The sequence below is a fragment of the Anoxybacillus flavithermus genome (genome assembly GCF_002742685.1).
Lineage (GTDB): Bacteria > Bacillota > Bacilli > Bacillales > Anoxybacillaceae > Anoxybacillus > Anoxybacillus flavithermus_E.
This window is the reverse complement of sequence record NZ_PEDM01000007.1, coordinates 1-16,334: the sequence shown is the minus strand read 5'-3', so window position 1 is coordinate 16,334 and position 16,334 is coordinate 1. Positions and strand designations below refer to the sequence as shown.

Annotated in this window: 17 protein-coding genes and 1 tRNA gene; 3 read left to right on the top strand and 15 right to left on the bottom strand. The window is 39.9% G+C overall.

Annotation, left to right across the window (positions count from 1 at the left end):
* Nucleotides 1–81 precede the first annotated feature (81 nt).
* Complete coding sequence (locus tag CS060_RS05200) at nt 82–993, top strand: RluA family pseudouridine synthase (RefSeq protein WP_035048075.1); 912 nt, start codon at nt 82–84, stop codon at nt 991–993.
* Here CS060_RS05200 and CS060_RS05195 read toward each other — a convergent pair.
* The 14 genes from CS060_RS05195 to queG form a co-directional block, all read right to left on the bottom strand.
* Nucleotides 988–2,325, bottom strand: a complete 1,338-nt coding sequence (locus tag CS060_RS05195; RefSeq protein WP_035048102.1) for a hemolysin family protein — start codon at nt 2,323–2,325, stop codon at nt 988–990. The genes CS060_RS05200 and CS060_RS05195 overlap by 6 nt on opposite strands.
* 46 nt (nt 2,326–2,371) lie before the next feature.
* Nucleotides 2,372–3,058 (bottom strand): zinc metallopeptidase, encoded by a 687-nt coding sequence (locus CS060_RS05190; RefSeq protein WP_035048079.1) that lies wholly within the window; start codon nt 3,056–3,058, stop codon nt 2,372–2,374.
* Nucleotides 3,059–3,212: 154 nt separating this feature from the next.
* Nucleotides 3,213–4,346 carry an MBL fold metallo-hydrolase gene (locus CS060_RS05185; protein WP_035048081.1) on the bottom strand — a complete coding sequence of 378 codons (1,134 nt, stop codon included), beginning with the start codon at nt 4,344–4,346 and terminating at the stop codon, nt 3,213–3,215.
* A gap of 53 nt (nt 4,347–4,399) precedes the next feature.
* Entirely contained in the window at nt 4,400–4,627 is a 228-nt protein-coding gene (locus CS060_RS05180; protein WP_099668749.1) for a glutaredoxin family protein, read from the bottom strand.
* Nucleotides 4,628–4,709: 82 nt separating this feature from the next.
* Nucleotides 4,710–5,486 (bottom strand): sulfite exporter TauE/SafE family protein, encoded by a 777-nt coding sequence (locus CS060_RS05175; RefSeq protein ID WP_035048084.1) that lies wholly within the window; start codon nt 5,484–5,486, stop codon nt 4,710–4,712.
* A 48-nt stretch (nt 5,487–5,534) separates the two neighbouring features.
* Nucleotides 5,535–5,762, bottom strand: coding sequence for a sulfurtransferase TusA family protein (locus CS060_RS05170; RefSeq protein ID WP_035048088.1), 228 nt, complete (start codon nt 5,760–5,762; stop codon nt 5,535–5,537).
* Between the two features lie 11 nt (nt 5,763–5,773).
* Nucleotides 5,774–6,169: a DsrE/DsrF/DrsH-like family protein gene (locus tag CS060_RS05165; protein ID WP_006319188.1), complete on the bottom strand. Its 396-nt coding sequence runs from the start codon at nt 6,167–6,169 to the stop codon at nt 5,774–5,776.
* Complete coding sequence (locus CS060_RS05160) at nt 6,166–6,747, bottom strand: sulfurtransferase TusA family protein (RefSeq protein WP_035048090.1); 582 nt, start codon at nt 6,745–6,747, stop codon at nt 6,166–6,168. The genes CS060_RS05165 and CS060_RS05160 overlap by 4 nt, the downstream gene beginning before the upstream one ends.
* Before the next feature lie 11 nt (nt 6,748–6,758).
* Nucleotides 6,759–7,058, bottom strand: a complete 300-nt coding sequence (locus tag CS060_RS05155; protein ID WP_035048092.1) for a rhodanese-like domain-containing protein — start codon at nt 7,056–7,058, stop codon at nt 6,759–6,761.
* A gap of 148 nt (nt 7,059–7,206) precedes the next feature.
* Complete coding sequence (gene yhbH / locus CS060_RS05150) at nt 7,207–8,367, bottom strand: sporulation protein YhbH (protein ID WP_035048093.1); 1,161 nt, start codon at nt 8,365–8,367, stop codon at nt 7,207–7,209.
* Between the two features lie 221 nt (nt 8,368–8,588).
* Nucleotides 8,589–10,484 carry a PrkA family serine protein kinase gene (locus CS060_RS05145; RefSeq protein WP_035048095.1) on the bottom strand — a complete coding sequence of 632 codons (1,896 nt, stop codon included), beginning with the start codon at nt 10,482–10,484 and terminating at the stop codon, nt 8,589–8,591.
* A 281-nt stretch (nt 10,485–10,765) separates the two neighbouring features.
* The gene (gene trmL / locus CS060_RS05140) at nt 10,766–11,239 is read right to left on the bottom strand and encodes a tRNA (uridine(34)/cytosine(34)/5-carboxymethylaminomethyluridine(34)-2'-O)-methyltransferase TrmL (protein WP_035048098.1); all 474 of its coding nucleotides are present in this window, start codon (nt 11,237–11,239) and stop codon (nt 10,766–10,768) included.
* 11 nt (nt 11,240–11,250) lie between these two features.
* Complete coding sequence (locus tag CS060_RS05135) at nt 11,251–12,108, bottom strand: amidase domain-containing protein (RefSeq protein WP_035048103.1); 858 nt, start codon at nt 12,106–12,108, stop codon at nt 11,251–11,253.
* A 57-nt stretch (nt 12,109–12,165) separates the two neighbouring features.
* Nucleotides 12,166–13,302 carry a tRNA epoxyqueuosine(34) reductase QueG gene (gene queG, locus CS060_RS05130; protein WP_035047257.1) on the bottom strand — a complete coding sequence of 379 codons (1,137 nt, stop codon included), beginning with the start codon at nt 13,300–13,302 and terminating at the stop codon, nt 12,166–12,168.
* A 60-nt stretch (nt 13,303–13,362) separates the two neighbouring features.
* On the opposite strand from queG, the gene CS060_RS05125 reads away from it, so the two are divergent.
* Nucleotides 13,363–14,025: a B3/B4 domain-containing protein gene (locus CS060_RS05125; RefSeq protein ID WP_035047259.1), complete on the top strand. Its 663-nt coding sequence runs from the start codon at nt 13,363–13,365 to the stop codon at nt 14,023–14,025.
* Between the two features lie 80 nt (nt 14,026–14,105).
* Here CS060_RS05125 and CS060_RS05120 read toward each other — a convergent pair.
* Nucleotides 14,106–14,179, bottom strand: a tRNA-Gly gene (locus CS060_RS05120).
* A 790-nt stretch (nt 14,180–14,969) separates the two neighbouring features.
* Here CS060_RS05120 and CS060_RS05115 point away from each other — a divergent pair.
* Nucleotides 14,970–16,187, top strand: a complete 1,218-nt coding sequence (locus tag CS060_RS05115; RefSeq protein ID WP_035047261.1) for an RNA-guided endonuclease InsQ/TnpB family protein — start codon at nt 14,970–14,972, stop codon at nt 16,185–16,187.
* The last annotated feature ends 147 nt before the right edge of the window (nt 16,188–16,334 follow it).

The window sequence follows — 16,334 nt, the reverse complement described above, 5'->3', positions numbered from 1 at the left end:
TTTCCTAATGTATAACGAAATTGTAACACATCACCCCTCTTTTTTGTGTTGGTAATTTATTGTATAGAAAGAGTGAGACGAATGAATGTGCAAAAGAAAGGAAATTGGCTTCTGTTTGAAGCGCCAAAATCATGGAGCGGTTTATCGCTCGAACAAGCATTCCAAACGAAATGGTTCGTTCCTAAAAAAATGTTACACGAATGGCGAATGACAAAAGGTGTAGCCATCAACGACAACATCGTTCCTTTTCATACAATCATTTCACCGAACGATCGCATTCGTGTTCGTATAAAAGAAGAACAAATCGAACCCGTTCCAACATACGTACCGCTTCATGTTGTATTTGAGGACGATCATATGCTTGTCGTTAACAAACCAGCGCATATAGATGTCCATCCAACTCAACCGAATCAAACAAATACATTAGCAAACGCCGTAGCATTCTATTTTCAATGTGAAGGAATAAACAGTAAAGTTCGTCATGTACATCGACTCGATCGCGATACAAGCGGTGTCATTTTATTTGCCAAACACGCACTTGTCGGGGCTATCCTTGATAAATATTTAGCCGAACGATCCATTCGTCGAACGTATATTGCGCTTGTTCATGGATATGTCAAACAAAAAAAGGGAACGATCGAAGCACCGATCGGCCGTGATCGCCATCATCCAACAAGACGACGCGTATCAAAAACAGGAGATACAGCTATCACACACTATGAACGTCTCCAATATGACAAACAAAAAGATGTGTCGCTCGTTCGCCTCACTCTTGATACAGGACGAACACACCAAATTCGTGTTCATATGGGCTATATCGGCCATCCGTTAGTTGGCGACACATTATATGGAGGAAAGCCATGGATCGATCGGCAAGCGTTACATGCGATCTCCTTATCATTTCCCCACCCATTTACAAAAGAGATTATCACATGCTCTGCATTACCTGATGAAACGATTTTCGGCCATATAAAAAGAGGCGCGTTATTATAACGCAGCCTCTTCGTTCATTTTAGCTACTACATCTACGTTGTGTGGAAGACGTGTCACTTCAATTTTTTTTACATGGTGACCATCCAATTGCATCACTTTAAAGACGTAGTTACCAAACTCAATTTGCTCCCCAGGACGAATGTTATAGCGCTCCGTTAACATCCATCCACCAATTGTGTCGACGTCTGTATCGTCAATTTCTAAGCCGAATAAATCGTTAATTTCACTAATGAGCACTTTCCCATCGACGATCGCACGGTTGTCATCGATCATTTGAATGAGCGGAGCTTCATCTATGTCAAATTCATCTCGAATTTCTCCAACAATTTCTTCTAAAATATCTTCGACTGTCACTAAACCGGATGTGCCCCCATATTCATCAACTAAAATGGCCATATGAATGCGCTCCTTTTGCATTTTCACAAGCAAATCTTGAATGGGGAGCGTTTCAATCACTTGAATAATCGGACGAATATAGTCACGTAACTGTTTTCGCTCTTGGCAGTTCACAACAAGATCAGTAAATAACTCTTTTACGTTTACTAATCCGAGAATATGATCTTTATCGCCATCAATGACAGGATAACGTGTATACTTTTCTTCTCGAATGGTTCGCAACACGTGATCCATGGAATCGTTGATATCTAATGCAACAATTTCTTTGCGCGGAACCATAATTTCTTTTGCGACACGATCGTCAAAACGAAAAATGTTATTGACGTATTTATATTCTGTATGGTTAATCTCTCCATTTTTATAACTAGCTGATAAAAGAAGACGCAATTCTTCTTCGGAATGAGCCAGTTCTTGCTCGTTAGATAGCTGAAAGCCAAACAAACGAACAGCAAAACGTGCAGATACGTTTAATAACCAAATAAACGGGTACATGACACGATAAAACAACATGAGCGGACGCGCTGTCCACAATGTGATAGCTTCCGCCTTTTGAATGGCAATCGTCTTTGGAGCCAATTCACCAACAACGACATGAATAAACGTAATCGTTGCAAACGCGACAATAAATGAAGCACCATGAGCGAATGATGGAGATACGTTAAACTGATCAAAAAGCGGACGAAGCGCCCGTTCCACCGTCGGTTCCCCGAGCCAACCAAGCCCGAGCGATGTCATTGTAATCCCAAGTTGATTTGCAGATAAATACTCATCTAAATGGGTGATGACATGTTTTGCTGCTACTGCTTTTTTGTTCCCTTCCTCAATTAGTTGATCAATACGCGATGGGCGCACTTTTACAATCGCAAATTCTGAAGCGACAAAAAAACCAGTCAAGGCAATAAGAAAAACAATCATCCATAAACTAAATATGTCCAACGAACGTCCGCACGCATGAATGCGTGCGGATGTCACCTCCTATTGATTAATCTTCATTGTTTCCTTGTACAAAAATAAGCACATACTTAATTAATTCTAACACCGAAATAAGTGCTGCAGCAACATATGTTAACGCCGCGGCATTTAACACTTTATTTACCCCGCGTTCTTCTTCATTGCGGATAATGCCTTCTGCGATCATAAAATCTTTTGCACGTGAACTTGCATTAAACTCAACTGGTAATGTAATGACTTGGAATGCAACGGCAAACGAGAATAAAATGATCCCTAAACCAATTAATGAAAATTGTTGTAATAAAAAGCCACCAAGAAGAAGAAACGGTGCAACGCCAGATGTAAAATTCACGAGCGGAAACATACGATGTCTTAAAACGAGCGCACCATACGCTTGTTGATGTTGCACGGCGTGTCCCACTTCATGAGCTGCCACCGATACGGCTGCAATTGAACGACCATAATACACTGGTTCTGATAAACGAACAGCTCGAGCAATTGGATCGTAATGATCTGTCAATGTGCCCGGAACAAGCTCAACTGGCACATCATATAATCCGTTGCGATCTAAAATGAGACGCGCCACTTCTGCACCTGTCAAACCAGATGAAGCAGGTACATCTGACCATTTGCTAAAGTTTCCTTTTACTTTAAATTGCGCCCAAATCGATACCGCAAAGGCGATTAAAATAAGAAAATCCATTGGGTGGAAAAACATACAATCATCCCTCCATCGCTTTATATTTTAATGAAAAATGATCAAAAATAAAAGAGAATACCTTTACATATACTATATACGACTATTGTGTCCAAAAAGTTTCACAACATCGAAAAAAACCTCGCGAATCGCGAGGTTGAATAAAATTCCTTTTTTAGTGTGTATGGTGAACAGCACAACGGTTTGGACCGATTTCAAGTTCTTGTTGTTGTTCTGATGTAGCATCTTTTACACCGCGGTTAATGGCGATAATGTCTTCAAAGTTTGGCGGTGTTTCAGAAGATGCAGATTGCGCCACATGTTCCACAAATTCTTCTTCTGTTTTCCCTTGCATGATTTCATTCATTTGACGAATGTTTCCTAACGTATTTCCAATATATCCTTGTTCATTCACTTCCTGATCGAAGTTTGCATAGTGTGCAGGAAGGACAATGACATCATCTGCAATTTGTGCGACTTTATTATATACTGTGTCGTATAAATCTTTTGCCCATTCACGCGCTTTTCCGCCAAGGTCTGGTCGACCAAGACCGCTGACGAAAATCGTATCCCCCGAGAACAACAATTTATTATTTACGAAAAATGATACACTACCTGGTGTATGACCTGGTGTTTTAATTGCTAATACTTCTAAGCTCACTTTTTCGAATTCAATGCGATCATGATTTTCTAGCGGCTCAAATTCAAATACTGCACCTTCACTCTTCATTAAGTAATACGTCGCACCTGTTTGTTTTGCTAATTCGTATCCCCCAGAAATATGGTCAGCGTGTAAATGTGAATCAACGATATGTGTAATCGCTACGTTTTCTTTTTGCGCCACTTCTTTATATACATCAATAAATCGAGATGGATCGACGATTAGCGCTTCTTTTCCTGATACGACCATGTAAGAAAGACAACCTTTACCGACGCGAATAAATTGATATACTTTTATATCATTATCTTGATATACAACGACAGGATATAAATATTCGCTCCACGCTTTCATGCCGCCTTTTAAATAGAACACTTCTAATCCTTTTCCAGCAAGCATGTCAGCAACCATCATCGAAGACCCTTCTTTAGCACAAACGACAACGATTTTTTTGTCTTTCGGTAAACGTTCTAACACAGGCTCAACGCCATCAATGAGTTCAAAATAAGGAACATTTAAATATTCAATGTGTTCTCCTTCGATTTTCCAATCAGCAAAATCAGATTCATTACGAACATCAAATAAGAAAAATGGTTCTTTATTTACAATCATCTCATTGATTTGTTGTGCCGTTAATGCATATACTGCCATTTGTTTTCCACCTCTCCTTTATACCTTATAGGGTATTTTTATAGATAAAAAAATTATTGTTGTAACAATTGCATAATGCGTTGTGGATCAAATCCAATCACCCAACGCCCATTAATTTCTGTTTGCGGCACACCCATTTGTCCTGTTGAACGAACAACATAATCAACAGCCTCAGGATGTTGATGTAAATTTACTTCTCTAAATGGGATGCCACGTTCAGATAAAAAGTTTTTTAATAATGTGCAATATGGACATGTTGTTGTCGTATATACCGTTATCATATAGTTATTCCTCCTTTATGTTTCGGTATTTTATATACCCCTATAAGTATTATAACATAAAGGATGAACTTTTCAACAGTTTTTACAAAATATCCAACCAAATTTTTATCGCTGTTGCCACAATAAGTGCGGCTAAGATAAGCTGTAATACTTTTGTGTTTACTCTTTTTCCGACATTCGCTCCAATCGGAGAAGCAATTAAACTGGCAACAACCATAATAAACGCAGTCCAAAAATCAAATTGACCTGTTGTGATTTTCCCTACAGTTGCTCCAATGGATGAAATAAACGTAATTGCTAATGATGTAGCGATCGTCATACGCGTTGGAATTTTTAATACAACAAGCATAATTGGTACAAGAATAAATGCCCCTGCGGCACCAACAATACCAGCGCTCACCCCGACAATGAATGCTAACGCTGCTGCAAGCCATTTATTGAATGTAACTTGATCGAGTGGAATATTATCAATTCCTTTTTTTGGAACAAACATCATCACCGCAGCAATCGTCGCTAACACCGCATAAACGATGTTAATGCCACCTTCGCTCATTAATTTCGAACCATAACCACCAATGAAACTACCGATTAAAATACTTGTTCCCATGTAAATAATTAACGTTTTATTTAAATATCCACCTTTACGGTACGCCCAAACGCCTCCAATCGTCGCAAACAATACTTGAATGGCGCTAATCCCTGATACTTCATGGGCGCTAAACGCGGCGTAACCTAGCAATGGTGGGATGTAAAGCAACATCGGATATTTAATAATCGATCCACCAATTCCAACCATTCCTGAAATAAACGAACCGATAAATCCAATTAAAAAAATTGTAATAATAAAACCGATGGCCATGCTTATTCACTCCTTATATGAAGCATCGGGACATATGCCCGATGCTTGTTACGCTTTACGAATCCAAAATTTTAGTACGGCTCCTTCTTCGACCATATCGATCATTTCATGACCAGCTGACTTTGCCCATGCGGACAAATCGTTTTTAGCTCCTTTATCTGTTACATGAATTTCTAAGACTTGACCAGATTGTAATGTGTCCATTCCTTTTTTCGTACGAACGATTGGCATTGGACACGCAAGTCCTTTTGCATCAACGAGAAGATCCGCTTTCATGTTCTTCCTCCTTAGAATGTTAACGTGATGTCAGCATCTTTCGCAAAATCAAGGAATGTCACTGCCCCACCTACATCAATGCCGTCGACAAAGTGTTCTTTTGTTAATCCCATAACATCCATTGTCATTTGACAAGCGATAAATTTCACACCCATTTCTTGCGCCATGCTTACAAGTTCTGGGATCGACGGAACATTGGCTTGAGCAAATCCTTGTTGAATTTGTTCTTTTCCTTCTGGAAGTGGCAATTGTTTATACGCTTCTTTATGAATTAAATTTAATCCTTCGAATGTAAAGAAAATGGCTACCTCTGCTTCTGTTGCTGCTGCTGCTGTTGCAATGTTAAATACCTTATATGCGTCAAATAAACCACCATTTGCTGCAATAATAGCTACACGTTTTTTCATTGTTCATTTCCTCCTTTAGTAATTGTTCCTTTCCATTGTGTCATACCTGGAATAACGTTAAATACACGTGTAAATCCTTTTTCAGCGAGTTGTTGCGCAGCCAAATCACTGCGATTACCTGTTCGGCAAACGACGTAAATTGTTTCATCTTTATTTAATTCATTGAATCGCTCTTCTAATTGTCCGAGCGGGATATGATATGCTCCTGGAATATGACCAAATACATACTCAGCTTCCTCGCGCACATCTAAAATAAATACTTGCTCATTGTTTTCTACTTTTTTTTGCAACTCCTCTAAAGAAACGACGTGAGGATATTTTGTTTCTTCTTTTACTTCTGTAGGATTTGCTTTACGAAGATAATGTTTCAGTACATCACCTTCCTCAATCGTGCCGATATATTGATGCCCTGTATTTTTTGCCCAACCTTGAATATCAGCAAGTGACCCTTTATCTGTCGCTTGCACTTCAAGCACTTGACCAGGCTGTAGCTGTTCCATCGCCTTTTTCGTGCGAACAATCGGCATCGGACACGTGAGCCCCTTTGCATCAACAACAAGATCGACGTGAATCGTCATTCTATTCCCCCCTATCGTTCAATTTCACCTGTCCATTCAAGCATACCGCCTGTCATATTTACAACGCGGTATCCGTAGCTTTCTAACAACTGACAAGCCATACCGCTTCGATTTCCTGAACGGCAAACAAGAATATGCTCTTCGTTTTTATCAATTTCATTCATCCGCTCAAGCAGTTGGCCAAGCGGGATGTGACGAGCACCTGGAATTTTACCTTGAGCTACTTCCTCATCTTCGCGCACATCAATAATACTTAGTGCACGACCTTCTTTTAATTGTTGCTCCACTTCCTGTGGTAATATATGTTTCATCTTTTTCACCTCTCTATACTCATAAGGGTATATTAGACTGTAAAAAAATAATTTATTACCATTACCTCTATGAGTATATTACAAAACCCCCACCCGTTTGTCAACTGTTTTTTCACAAAAAAAAAAAAACCTTGTATGACACAAGGGGTTAAACAAATGTTTTCTGTTCTTCTTTTCGGAAAAAGTTTCTCATCGCCTGTAATACATCTGACTTTTGTTTCAAAATGTAATAGCGAAATTTTTCATCTTTAATGTGTTTGTATGCTGACATAAGGGTCGAGTGGCGATTGTACTGGTTTACTTCCCCGTATCCAAACATATTTGAAACTTTCATTAATTCTTGCACTAGCTTGACGCAACGAGCATTATCGGACGTTAAATTATCACCATCGGAAAAATGGAACGGATAAATATTATATTTTGTCGGTGAATATTTGGTTTCGATCACTTCGAGCGCCTTTCGATACGCTGATGAACAAATGGTTCCGCCGCTTTCTCCTTTTGTAAAAAATTCTTCTTCTGTTACGATTTTTGCTTCGGTATGATGAGCGATAAAAACAATATCGACTGTTTCATATTTCGTGCGCAAAAATCGGGTCATCCAAAAGAAGAAGCTTCTAGCCATGTATTTTTCCCATACACCCATTGATCCGCTCGTATCCATCATTGCGATGACAACCGCTTTCGAATCTGGCTTAATCACTTCATTCCATGTTTTAAATTTTAAATCTTCGGGATAAATGGGATAAAAACTCGGATTGCCACTTAATGCATTTCGTTTAAACGCGGCCATCATTGTTTTTTTCTTATCGATGTTTCCCATTAATCCCGTTCGACGAATATCATTAAATTCGATATGTTGAACAACGTGATCTGCGTGTTGCTTTTTCTTTAAATCGGGAAGCTCCAATTGACTAAAGAGAGCCTCTTCAAGCTCCATTAAAGACACTTCTGCCTCATAATAATCTTGCCCTGCAAGATCACCTGCTCCTTGCCCTTTTCCCGGTACTTTTTGACCGTCACCAGAACCGTCGCGCGCAATGACATCACCAACTTGACTGTCCCCATCGCCTTGGCCGACATGTTTATTTTTGTCATAATTATAACGAATTTTATATTCATCTAACGAACGAATCGGTATTTTAATGACGTCACGACCGTTGGACATAATGATGCTTTCTTCTGTAATTAAATCACCGAGGTTATTTTTAATTGCTTCCTTTACCTTTTCCTCGTGCCGTTTTTGATCATCTTGGCCTTTTCGATGGAGGGACCAATCTTCCTTTGACACAATGAAGTTTCTACTCATTTTTTCCCCTCCTGCAATGTAAAATAATGATGCACATTTTCCTTTTTCATCGCATACACTATGTTGGCTTTTAAAAATAATAAATGAATGGTTGGTTACTTTATCCTATGCAATGATCGAAAAAAATTGACAAATGATTTCGAAAATTGCTCAAATCCCTTTCTCAAGGACAAGCCTGTTTTATACGATGATAAAACAAAGCATGCCAGGCGCGGCATGCTTTATCGGTTTAACAAACTTCCGACATAACGAAGCAACTCATTTGCTGAAGTAGAGTTATAACCATACTCATCAATTAATCGGGCAACTACTTCATTAATTTTCTTGAGCTGTTGTTCATCTGGTGTTTTTGTAGACGTCGTAATTTTGACGATATCTTTTAAGTCTGCAAACAATTTTTTCTGGATCGCTTCACGCAACCGTTCGTGTGAATTATAATCAAAACGCTGACCTTTGCGCGCGTATGCCGAAATACGAATTAAAATTTCTTCACGAAATGCTTTTTTCGCATTTTCCGAAATGCCAATTTGCTCTTCAATCGAACGCATGAGTTTTTCATCTGGATTCATTTCTTCTCCTGTTAGCGGATCGCGAATTTTCGCTTTATTGCAATATGCCTCTACATTATCTAAATAATTGTCCATTAACGTTTTCGCTGACTCTTCATACGAGTAAACGAACGCTTTTTGTACTTCGCGTTTTGCAATTTCATCGTATTCTTTTCGTGCAATCGAAATGAAATTTAAATAACGTTCCCGATCCTCTTTTGAAATAGACGGGTGATGCTCTAATCCTTCCTTCAATGCTCGTAATACATCTAACGCATTAATGGACGGTACTTCTTTGCGAATGATACAAGACGAAATACGATTAATGACATAGCGTGGATCAATACCGCTCATTCCTTCGTCTGGATGTTCTTTTTTCAATTCCTCTACATCGACTTCATTAAATCCTTCGACAAGCTCACCATCATACAAGCGCATTTTTTTCACAAGGTCAATATCGCCACGTTTCGGCTCTTTCAAACGCGTTAAAATCGTAAACATTGCGGCTACTCGTAACGTATGTGGGGCAATATGCACGTCGGCCACATCGCTTTCACGAATCATTTTTTCATAAATGCGTTCTTCTTCTGACACTTTTAAGTTATATGGAATTGGCATAACGATAATACGTGAATGAAGCGCCTCGTTCTTTTTATTCGCAATAAACGAGCGATACTCTGTTTCGTTCGTATGAGCAACGATTAATTCATCAGCACTAATAAGTGCAAAACGTCCTGCCTTAAAGTTTCCTTCTTGTGTCAAAGAAAGCAAATGCCATAAAAACTTTTCATCGCACTTTAACATTTCTTGAAATTCCATAATACCGCGGTTTGCTTTGTTTAACTCCCCATCAAAGCGATATGCACGTGGATCCGATTCTGACCCATATTGAGCAATCGTAGAAAAATCAATGCTTCCTGTCAAATCAGCAATATCTTGCGACTTCGGATCGGACGGGCTGAACGTCCCGATGCCGACACGCTTATCTTCGGAGAAAAAGATGCGTTCGACCATCACATCTTCAATGCGTCCACCGTATTCTTTTTCAAGTCGCATCATGTTTAACGGAGATAAGTTTCCTTCGATACGAATGCCGTACTCTTGATAAAACTCGTCGCGCAAATGATGCGGAATTAAATGGAGCGGGTCTTCATGCATCGGACATCCTTTAATGGCATATACGGCACCACGATCGGTATATGAGTACGCTTCAAGCCCCCGCTTTAACATCGTCACAAGCGTCGATTTTCCGCCGCTTACCGGTCCCATCAACAACAAAATACGCTTTCGAACATCTAGTCGTTTGGCAGCTGGGTGAAAATATTCTTCTACAAGTCGCTCTAGCGCTTCTTCGAGTCCAAATAACTGACCGCTAAAAAAGTTGTATTTTTTCTTGCCGTCTATTTCTTCTATGCCAGCATCTTTAATCATATTGTAAACGCGAGAGTGAGCAGACTGAGCCACCCAAGGCTTTTCTTTTACGATTTCTAAATACTCCGCAAATGTCCCTTCCCACTTTAATTTTTGCTCTTCTTCTCTATATTTTTGTATTTTTTTCAAAATGTCCATACACGGACCTCCTCCACCTTTGATGTCTAGCGTCATGATTAATACCATATGTATGCAAGGATGTCCGTAATCATTCGTAAAAGTATACCTTTCATCTCGCTATACAATTAAGCTATAATGAAAACGTGGTCATTTTCTTGTCATTTCATAAAGGAGGAGATTTTATATGAAAACACTGCTCGTACTTGGCGTTATTTTCGCCTTCTTAGCTGCCATTTTTACAGCGGGATATAACGATAAGCCAGAAGTAAAAAATTAAGCGACTTTCATTTGAAAGTCGCTTAAAATACATTTGGGAAGTTTTGTTGTCTTAACGCTTCGTATACAAGAATAGCTGCTGTATTCGATAAGTTGAGCGAACGAACATATTCGTTCATCGGAATACGCAAACAACGTTCCATATTGTTTTCAATTAAGTCTTTTGGCAATCCGCTCGTCTCGCGACCGAAAACAAAAAAGTAATCTTTCGTTTGATCCCTATAATCAAATGAAGTGTAATATGTTTTTCCGAACTTTGTGATAAAGAAAAATTCACCTTCTTTATATTTGTCGAAAAGCTCTTGTAATGAATCGTAATAATGTACATCGACGTATTCCCAATAATCTAATCCGGCACGCTTTAACATTTTGTCATCCGTGGAAAATCCGAGTGGACGAATTAAATGTAACGATGTGCCTGTTGCCGCGCAAGTACGCGCAATATTGCCTGTATTCGCTGGAATTTCTGGTTGATATAAAACGACATGTAAAGCCACATTCTTCACTCCTATATACGATCAATAATATGAAAAAACTTATATTGGATATTTGGTGTATATGCCGTTGAATCCTCATATGACCAATAACGCATACGGCTATTGGACGTATGGGCGTTTACAAGCGGCATCCCTTGTTTATCTTTCGCGACAACGATCGTTGTATGATCGAATCGCCCGTCCCCTTGAAAATCATAACAAATGACATCGCCAAGAGACAACTGTTCCGGTGATTTTTTTTCGACTGCTTGAATGCCTGTTTTTGACCCGCTCAAATACCACCGAAACGCGTTTGCCACCGTCCACGTATAACTCCATTCGTTTTTTCGCATCCACCACCCCTTCGTTTTATTTGGATACCCCATCATCGGAATGCCGCCCGCATGCAAACATTGTGAAATAAAATTTGTACAATCGACAGGGAATTTTTGAAACGCCGGATTATAATCATTCCACCATATTTCAGCATATCGTACTGCGGCTAATCGATCATACGTATAACGAACGCGCTCATCATCTTCACGTTCTTGTCTTTTTTCTATTTGTCCTGTCTCAACATGTGGCAAAACGAGACGATCGTCTACAAGTTCACTTTTCTCAAATATTGCTTCACGCATCTCTTGGTGTTCCTCTACATACAACCACTCATTTTGCGAAATAACAAAACGAAAATGAACGATATAGCGCACAAATGTATAAGGACCGAGCCGTTTTTTTTCGATGACTGTGCCCTTCCCTTCACATTTCATAAGTTTCGCGTTCCGTTTCTCCAACATCTTTCGTTTCCGTTCGGCTTCTTCATCCGTCACATCGCTAACAAAAAAATGACGAATGCGTTCATCGAGAAGATCGTGTAGTCGTTTTCTCATCCCGTTCACCACTTTTTCGTTTTTTAATACGTTATGTCGGAGACGAAAGAAAAACAACTACACATTTTCAAGCATCGCTAACGCTTTTTCAATTTCACGAATGACATCTTCATCTTGTTCACGCTCTTTTGCTTGTTGTAACATCGGCATCACTTTACGATTTCCGATTTTTCCAAGCGCCCACGCTGCAGTGCCACGAATGACGGGACGTGAATCTTTTTGAACTAATATCAATAAATCATCGATGGCACTTTCATCTTTATAATGAGCTAATGCAATAATAGCATTTCGTTGAATCGGTTTTTTGCCACGCCATGCTCCAGACAGATGACCAAACGTTTCTTTAAATTGGCGATTCGTCATATGAAGAAGCGGTTTTAATAAAGGTTTCACCACTTCTGGATCTGGCTCCATCTCTGGATGAAGGTGAAAGTCCTTTCCTTTATTTTTCGGACAAACAAGTTGACACGTATCACATCCATACAATCGGTTTCCGATTTTATCGCGGAATTCATCAGGGATAAACGTTTTCGTTTGCGTTAAAAAGGCAATACAACGCTTCGCATTCAACTGTCCCCCTTGCACAAGGGCACCCGTTGGACAAGCATCAATGCAGCGCGTGCACGTCCCACATTCGTCTTCAATTGGCGTGTCTGGAGGAAATGGGATATTCGTGATCATTTCACCTAAATAAACATATGAACCAAATTCATGTGTAATAATCGAGCAATTTTTTCCACTCCATCCGATCCCCGCTCGTTCGGCTACCGCCCGATCCGCCAATTCCCCTGTATCAACCATTGATTTCACTTTTGCATCTGGTACGCGTTCTAAAATAAATTGCTCTAATTTTTGCAAGCGATCGCGTAAAACAACATGATAATCTTGTCCCCAAGATGCTCGACAAAAAATGCCCCTTCGTTCTGTTTTCGTGCTTCGTGGTGCGTTTTTTAACTTCGACGGATATGCGAGCGCAATCGCAATAATGGAACGTGCTTCTGACAGCAATAAAGACGGGATTGTCCGCTTTTCAATATCAGGCTCTTCAAATCCTGATTGATAGCCAAGTTGTTGCTGCTGACGTAACCTTTCTTTTAATTCAAAAAACGGATCAGCACTTGCAAAACCGATTTTATCAATGCCGATCGTTCGGCTATATTGAATGATTTCTTCCTTTAGCGCTTCAACGTCCATCTCCCATCCCTCCTTCCCACTTTGTTTATGTTACAATGTAAAGAAAAAGGAGTGAACGATATGTTAACCATTTGTGACACGGTAAAACAGCGCATATCTCATTTTAAAATCGGCGTCCTTACATACGATCAAATCGTTGTCGGTCCATCCCCTAACATGTTAAAAGGGAAGCTTCGCCAATTTCAAGAGCTGTTATATTTTGATATGGAGCAAACTCCATTAGCTGAATGGCCGGAAGTAAAAGAATGGCGGTCTGTCTTTAAACAAATGGGTACAGATCCGAGCCGATATCGTCCTTCGTCAGAAAGTTTACTTCGTCGTGTACAAAAGCAAAACTTTATTCCATCCATTCATTCAGCAGCTGATGTCAATAACTTTTTTTCCTTATATTATAAACTACCAATCGGTATTTATGACCGAGATCATCTCATAGGAGATATCGTGATCACGATCGGTACACAAGCAGACGAATATATCGGCATCAATGATCGCACAACGAATTTTGAACAAAAACTCGTCACAAAAGACGCCCAAGGTGCATTCGGTAGCCCAATCGTCGACTCAAAACGAACGATGGTTACAGAACAAACAACAAATGCTCTTCAAGTTGTATATTTTCTTCCATCATTTACAGAAACACAATGTGAACAAATCTTGCAAGCGATGAAAGAGATGTTTATCCAAGTTCATGGCGGTTCGGCACATACACAACTCATCATATAACATATACGGGGCAAGCGGAATAAAAAAACGCAATGCCCCGTTCATCTTCGAAACGAAACACTGCGTTGTCCCCGTATGTATGGAGCGGGTGATGGGAATCGAACCCACGACATCAGCTTGGAAGGCTGAGGTTTTACCACTAAACTACACCCGCGCATTTAAATTGACTATGTCTATCATCATTCAGCACGCCCTGTCATGCCTCTTCCTCTTCTCGCCTACTCGATGATGATCGATGCGTCGAGGCAACTCGTCGATTATTCGACGATGCGTCGCTCGTGGCTGAGGTTTTACCACTAAACTACACCCGCGCATTTAAATTGACTATGTCTATCATCATTCAGCACGCCCTGTCATGCCTCTTCCTCTTCTCGCCTACTCGATGATGATCGATGCGTCGAGGCAACTCGTCGATTATTCGACGATGCGTCGCTCGTGGCTGAGGTTTTACCACTAAACTACACCCGCGCATTTAAATTGACTATGTCTATCATCATTCAGCACGCCCTGTCATGCCTCTTCCTCTTCTCGCCTACTCGATGATGATCGATGCGTCGAGGCAACTCGTCGATTATTCGACGATGCGTCGCTCGTGGCTGAGGTTTTACCACTAAACTACACCCGCATGCAGAAAAAGTAGAAATTTGTCGAATCAGATGCAAAAATAAAAACAGGAATCCCTGTTTCGTAATTACGTTTTACATTATATCGACTCCCCTAGGACAAGTCAATACTCTGTTCAAAACTTTTTCAAAAACATCATTTATTTTCCCGATAAAATTTATGCATATGGTTCTGTTTTTTCATTCAATCGTAAAAATATATTAAAAATTTTGATAAAATATATTTGAGATCCCACTTCTTTTGTGATTATCTTTACATCTTATTGCATGGCTCTCTGATGAACATGTATAGTAAAAGAGAAAGCGAGGTGAACAACGATCATGATGGCGAATCGAGTGGAAAGGCATATGATTTGCGCCACTCATCCGTATTATCCGATGCTCGACGAGTATTGTTTTCTGTCAAAAAACTTGTACAACTTCGCCAACTATCAAGTCAGGCAAACGTTTTTTCAACACGGCACGTATCTTTCTTACAACAAACTAGACAAGCTGCTGAAAACAGAAGGGATGGATGCAGACTATCGAGCGATTCCAATGGCTCAATGTGCCCAACAAACGTTAAGAATGTTGCATCAAAATTGGCAATCATTTTTTAAATCGATGAAAGATTGGACAAAAAACAAAGACAAATATACAGGCAGACCGAAACCGCCCAAATATCTCAAAAAAGACGGACGATATGTACTTGTGCTAACGAATCAATCATGCAAAGTCGTCGATGAACACATCACGTTTCCTGCCTGTTTTCAAGGGTTTCGGTTAAAAACAAACATGAAAGGGAAGCTACAACAAGTCCGATTTATTCCAAAACACCGCCATATCATCGTCGAAGTCGTTTACAACATTCCTATCCCAGCGCAAAAACAAGATCACAACAGATACATCAGTATTGATTTAGGATTAGATAACTTCGCAACCATTGTGAACAACGTGGGCAAACAACCGATCGTCATCAATGGTAAAGGTCTAAAATCCGCCAATCAATACTACAACAAACAAATGAGCCACTATCGCAAAGTCGCGAAACAGATGAATGGACTCGATTGGACAAAACGAACGAGCAAAATGACAGAAAAACGAAACCGCATCGTAGAAAACTTTATGCACCAAGCGAGTGCCTTTGTCATCAAACATGCGTTGGCTTTAGACTGCGATACGATTGTGGTGGGGATGAATAAAGATTGGAAGCGTGAAGTCAATCTCGGAAAGCGTACGAATCAAGCATTCGTTCACATTCCGTATCAAACGTTTCTTCATCAGTTGCAGTACAAAGCCGAACAGCATGGGATTCGCGTCATCGTGACAGAAGAAAGCTATACATCGAAATGCAGTTTTTTAGACATGGAAGAAATCAAAAAGCAAAAACAATACAAAGGAAAACGAAGCAAGCGTGGGCTGTTTCAATCTGAAAACGGAACGCTCATCCACGCAGATGTCAATGGAGCATATAACATGATGAGAAAAGTATTCCCAAAGGCGTTCGCCAATGGGATAGCGGGTGTGGGGTTACACCCCATCCGAGTACATGTCGCTTAAACGACGTGGACGGATAAACAATTTGTAACTATTCAGCCACATCATAAAGTGAGCTGAATATTTTTTGCTTTTCCTGTCTATGATGTGAATATTGATAGACAAGGAGGTGAATCGCATGTTGACGGTACAACAAGCTGTATTTACAGT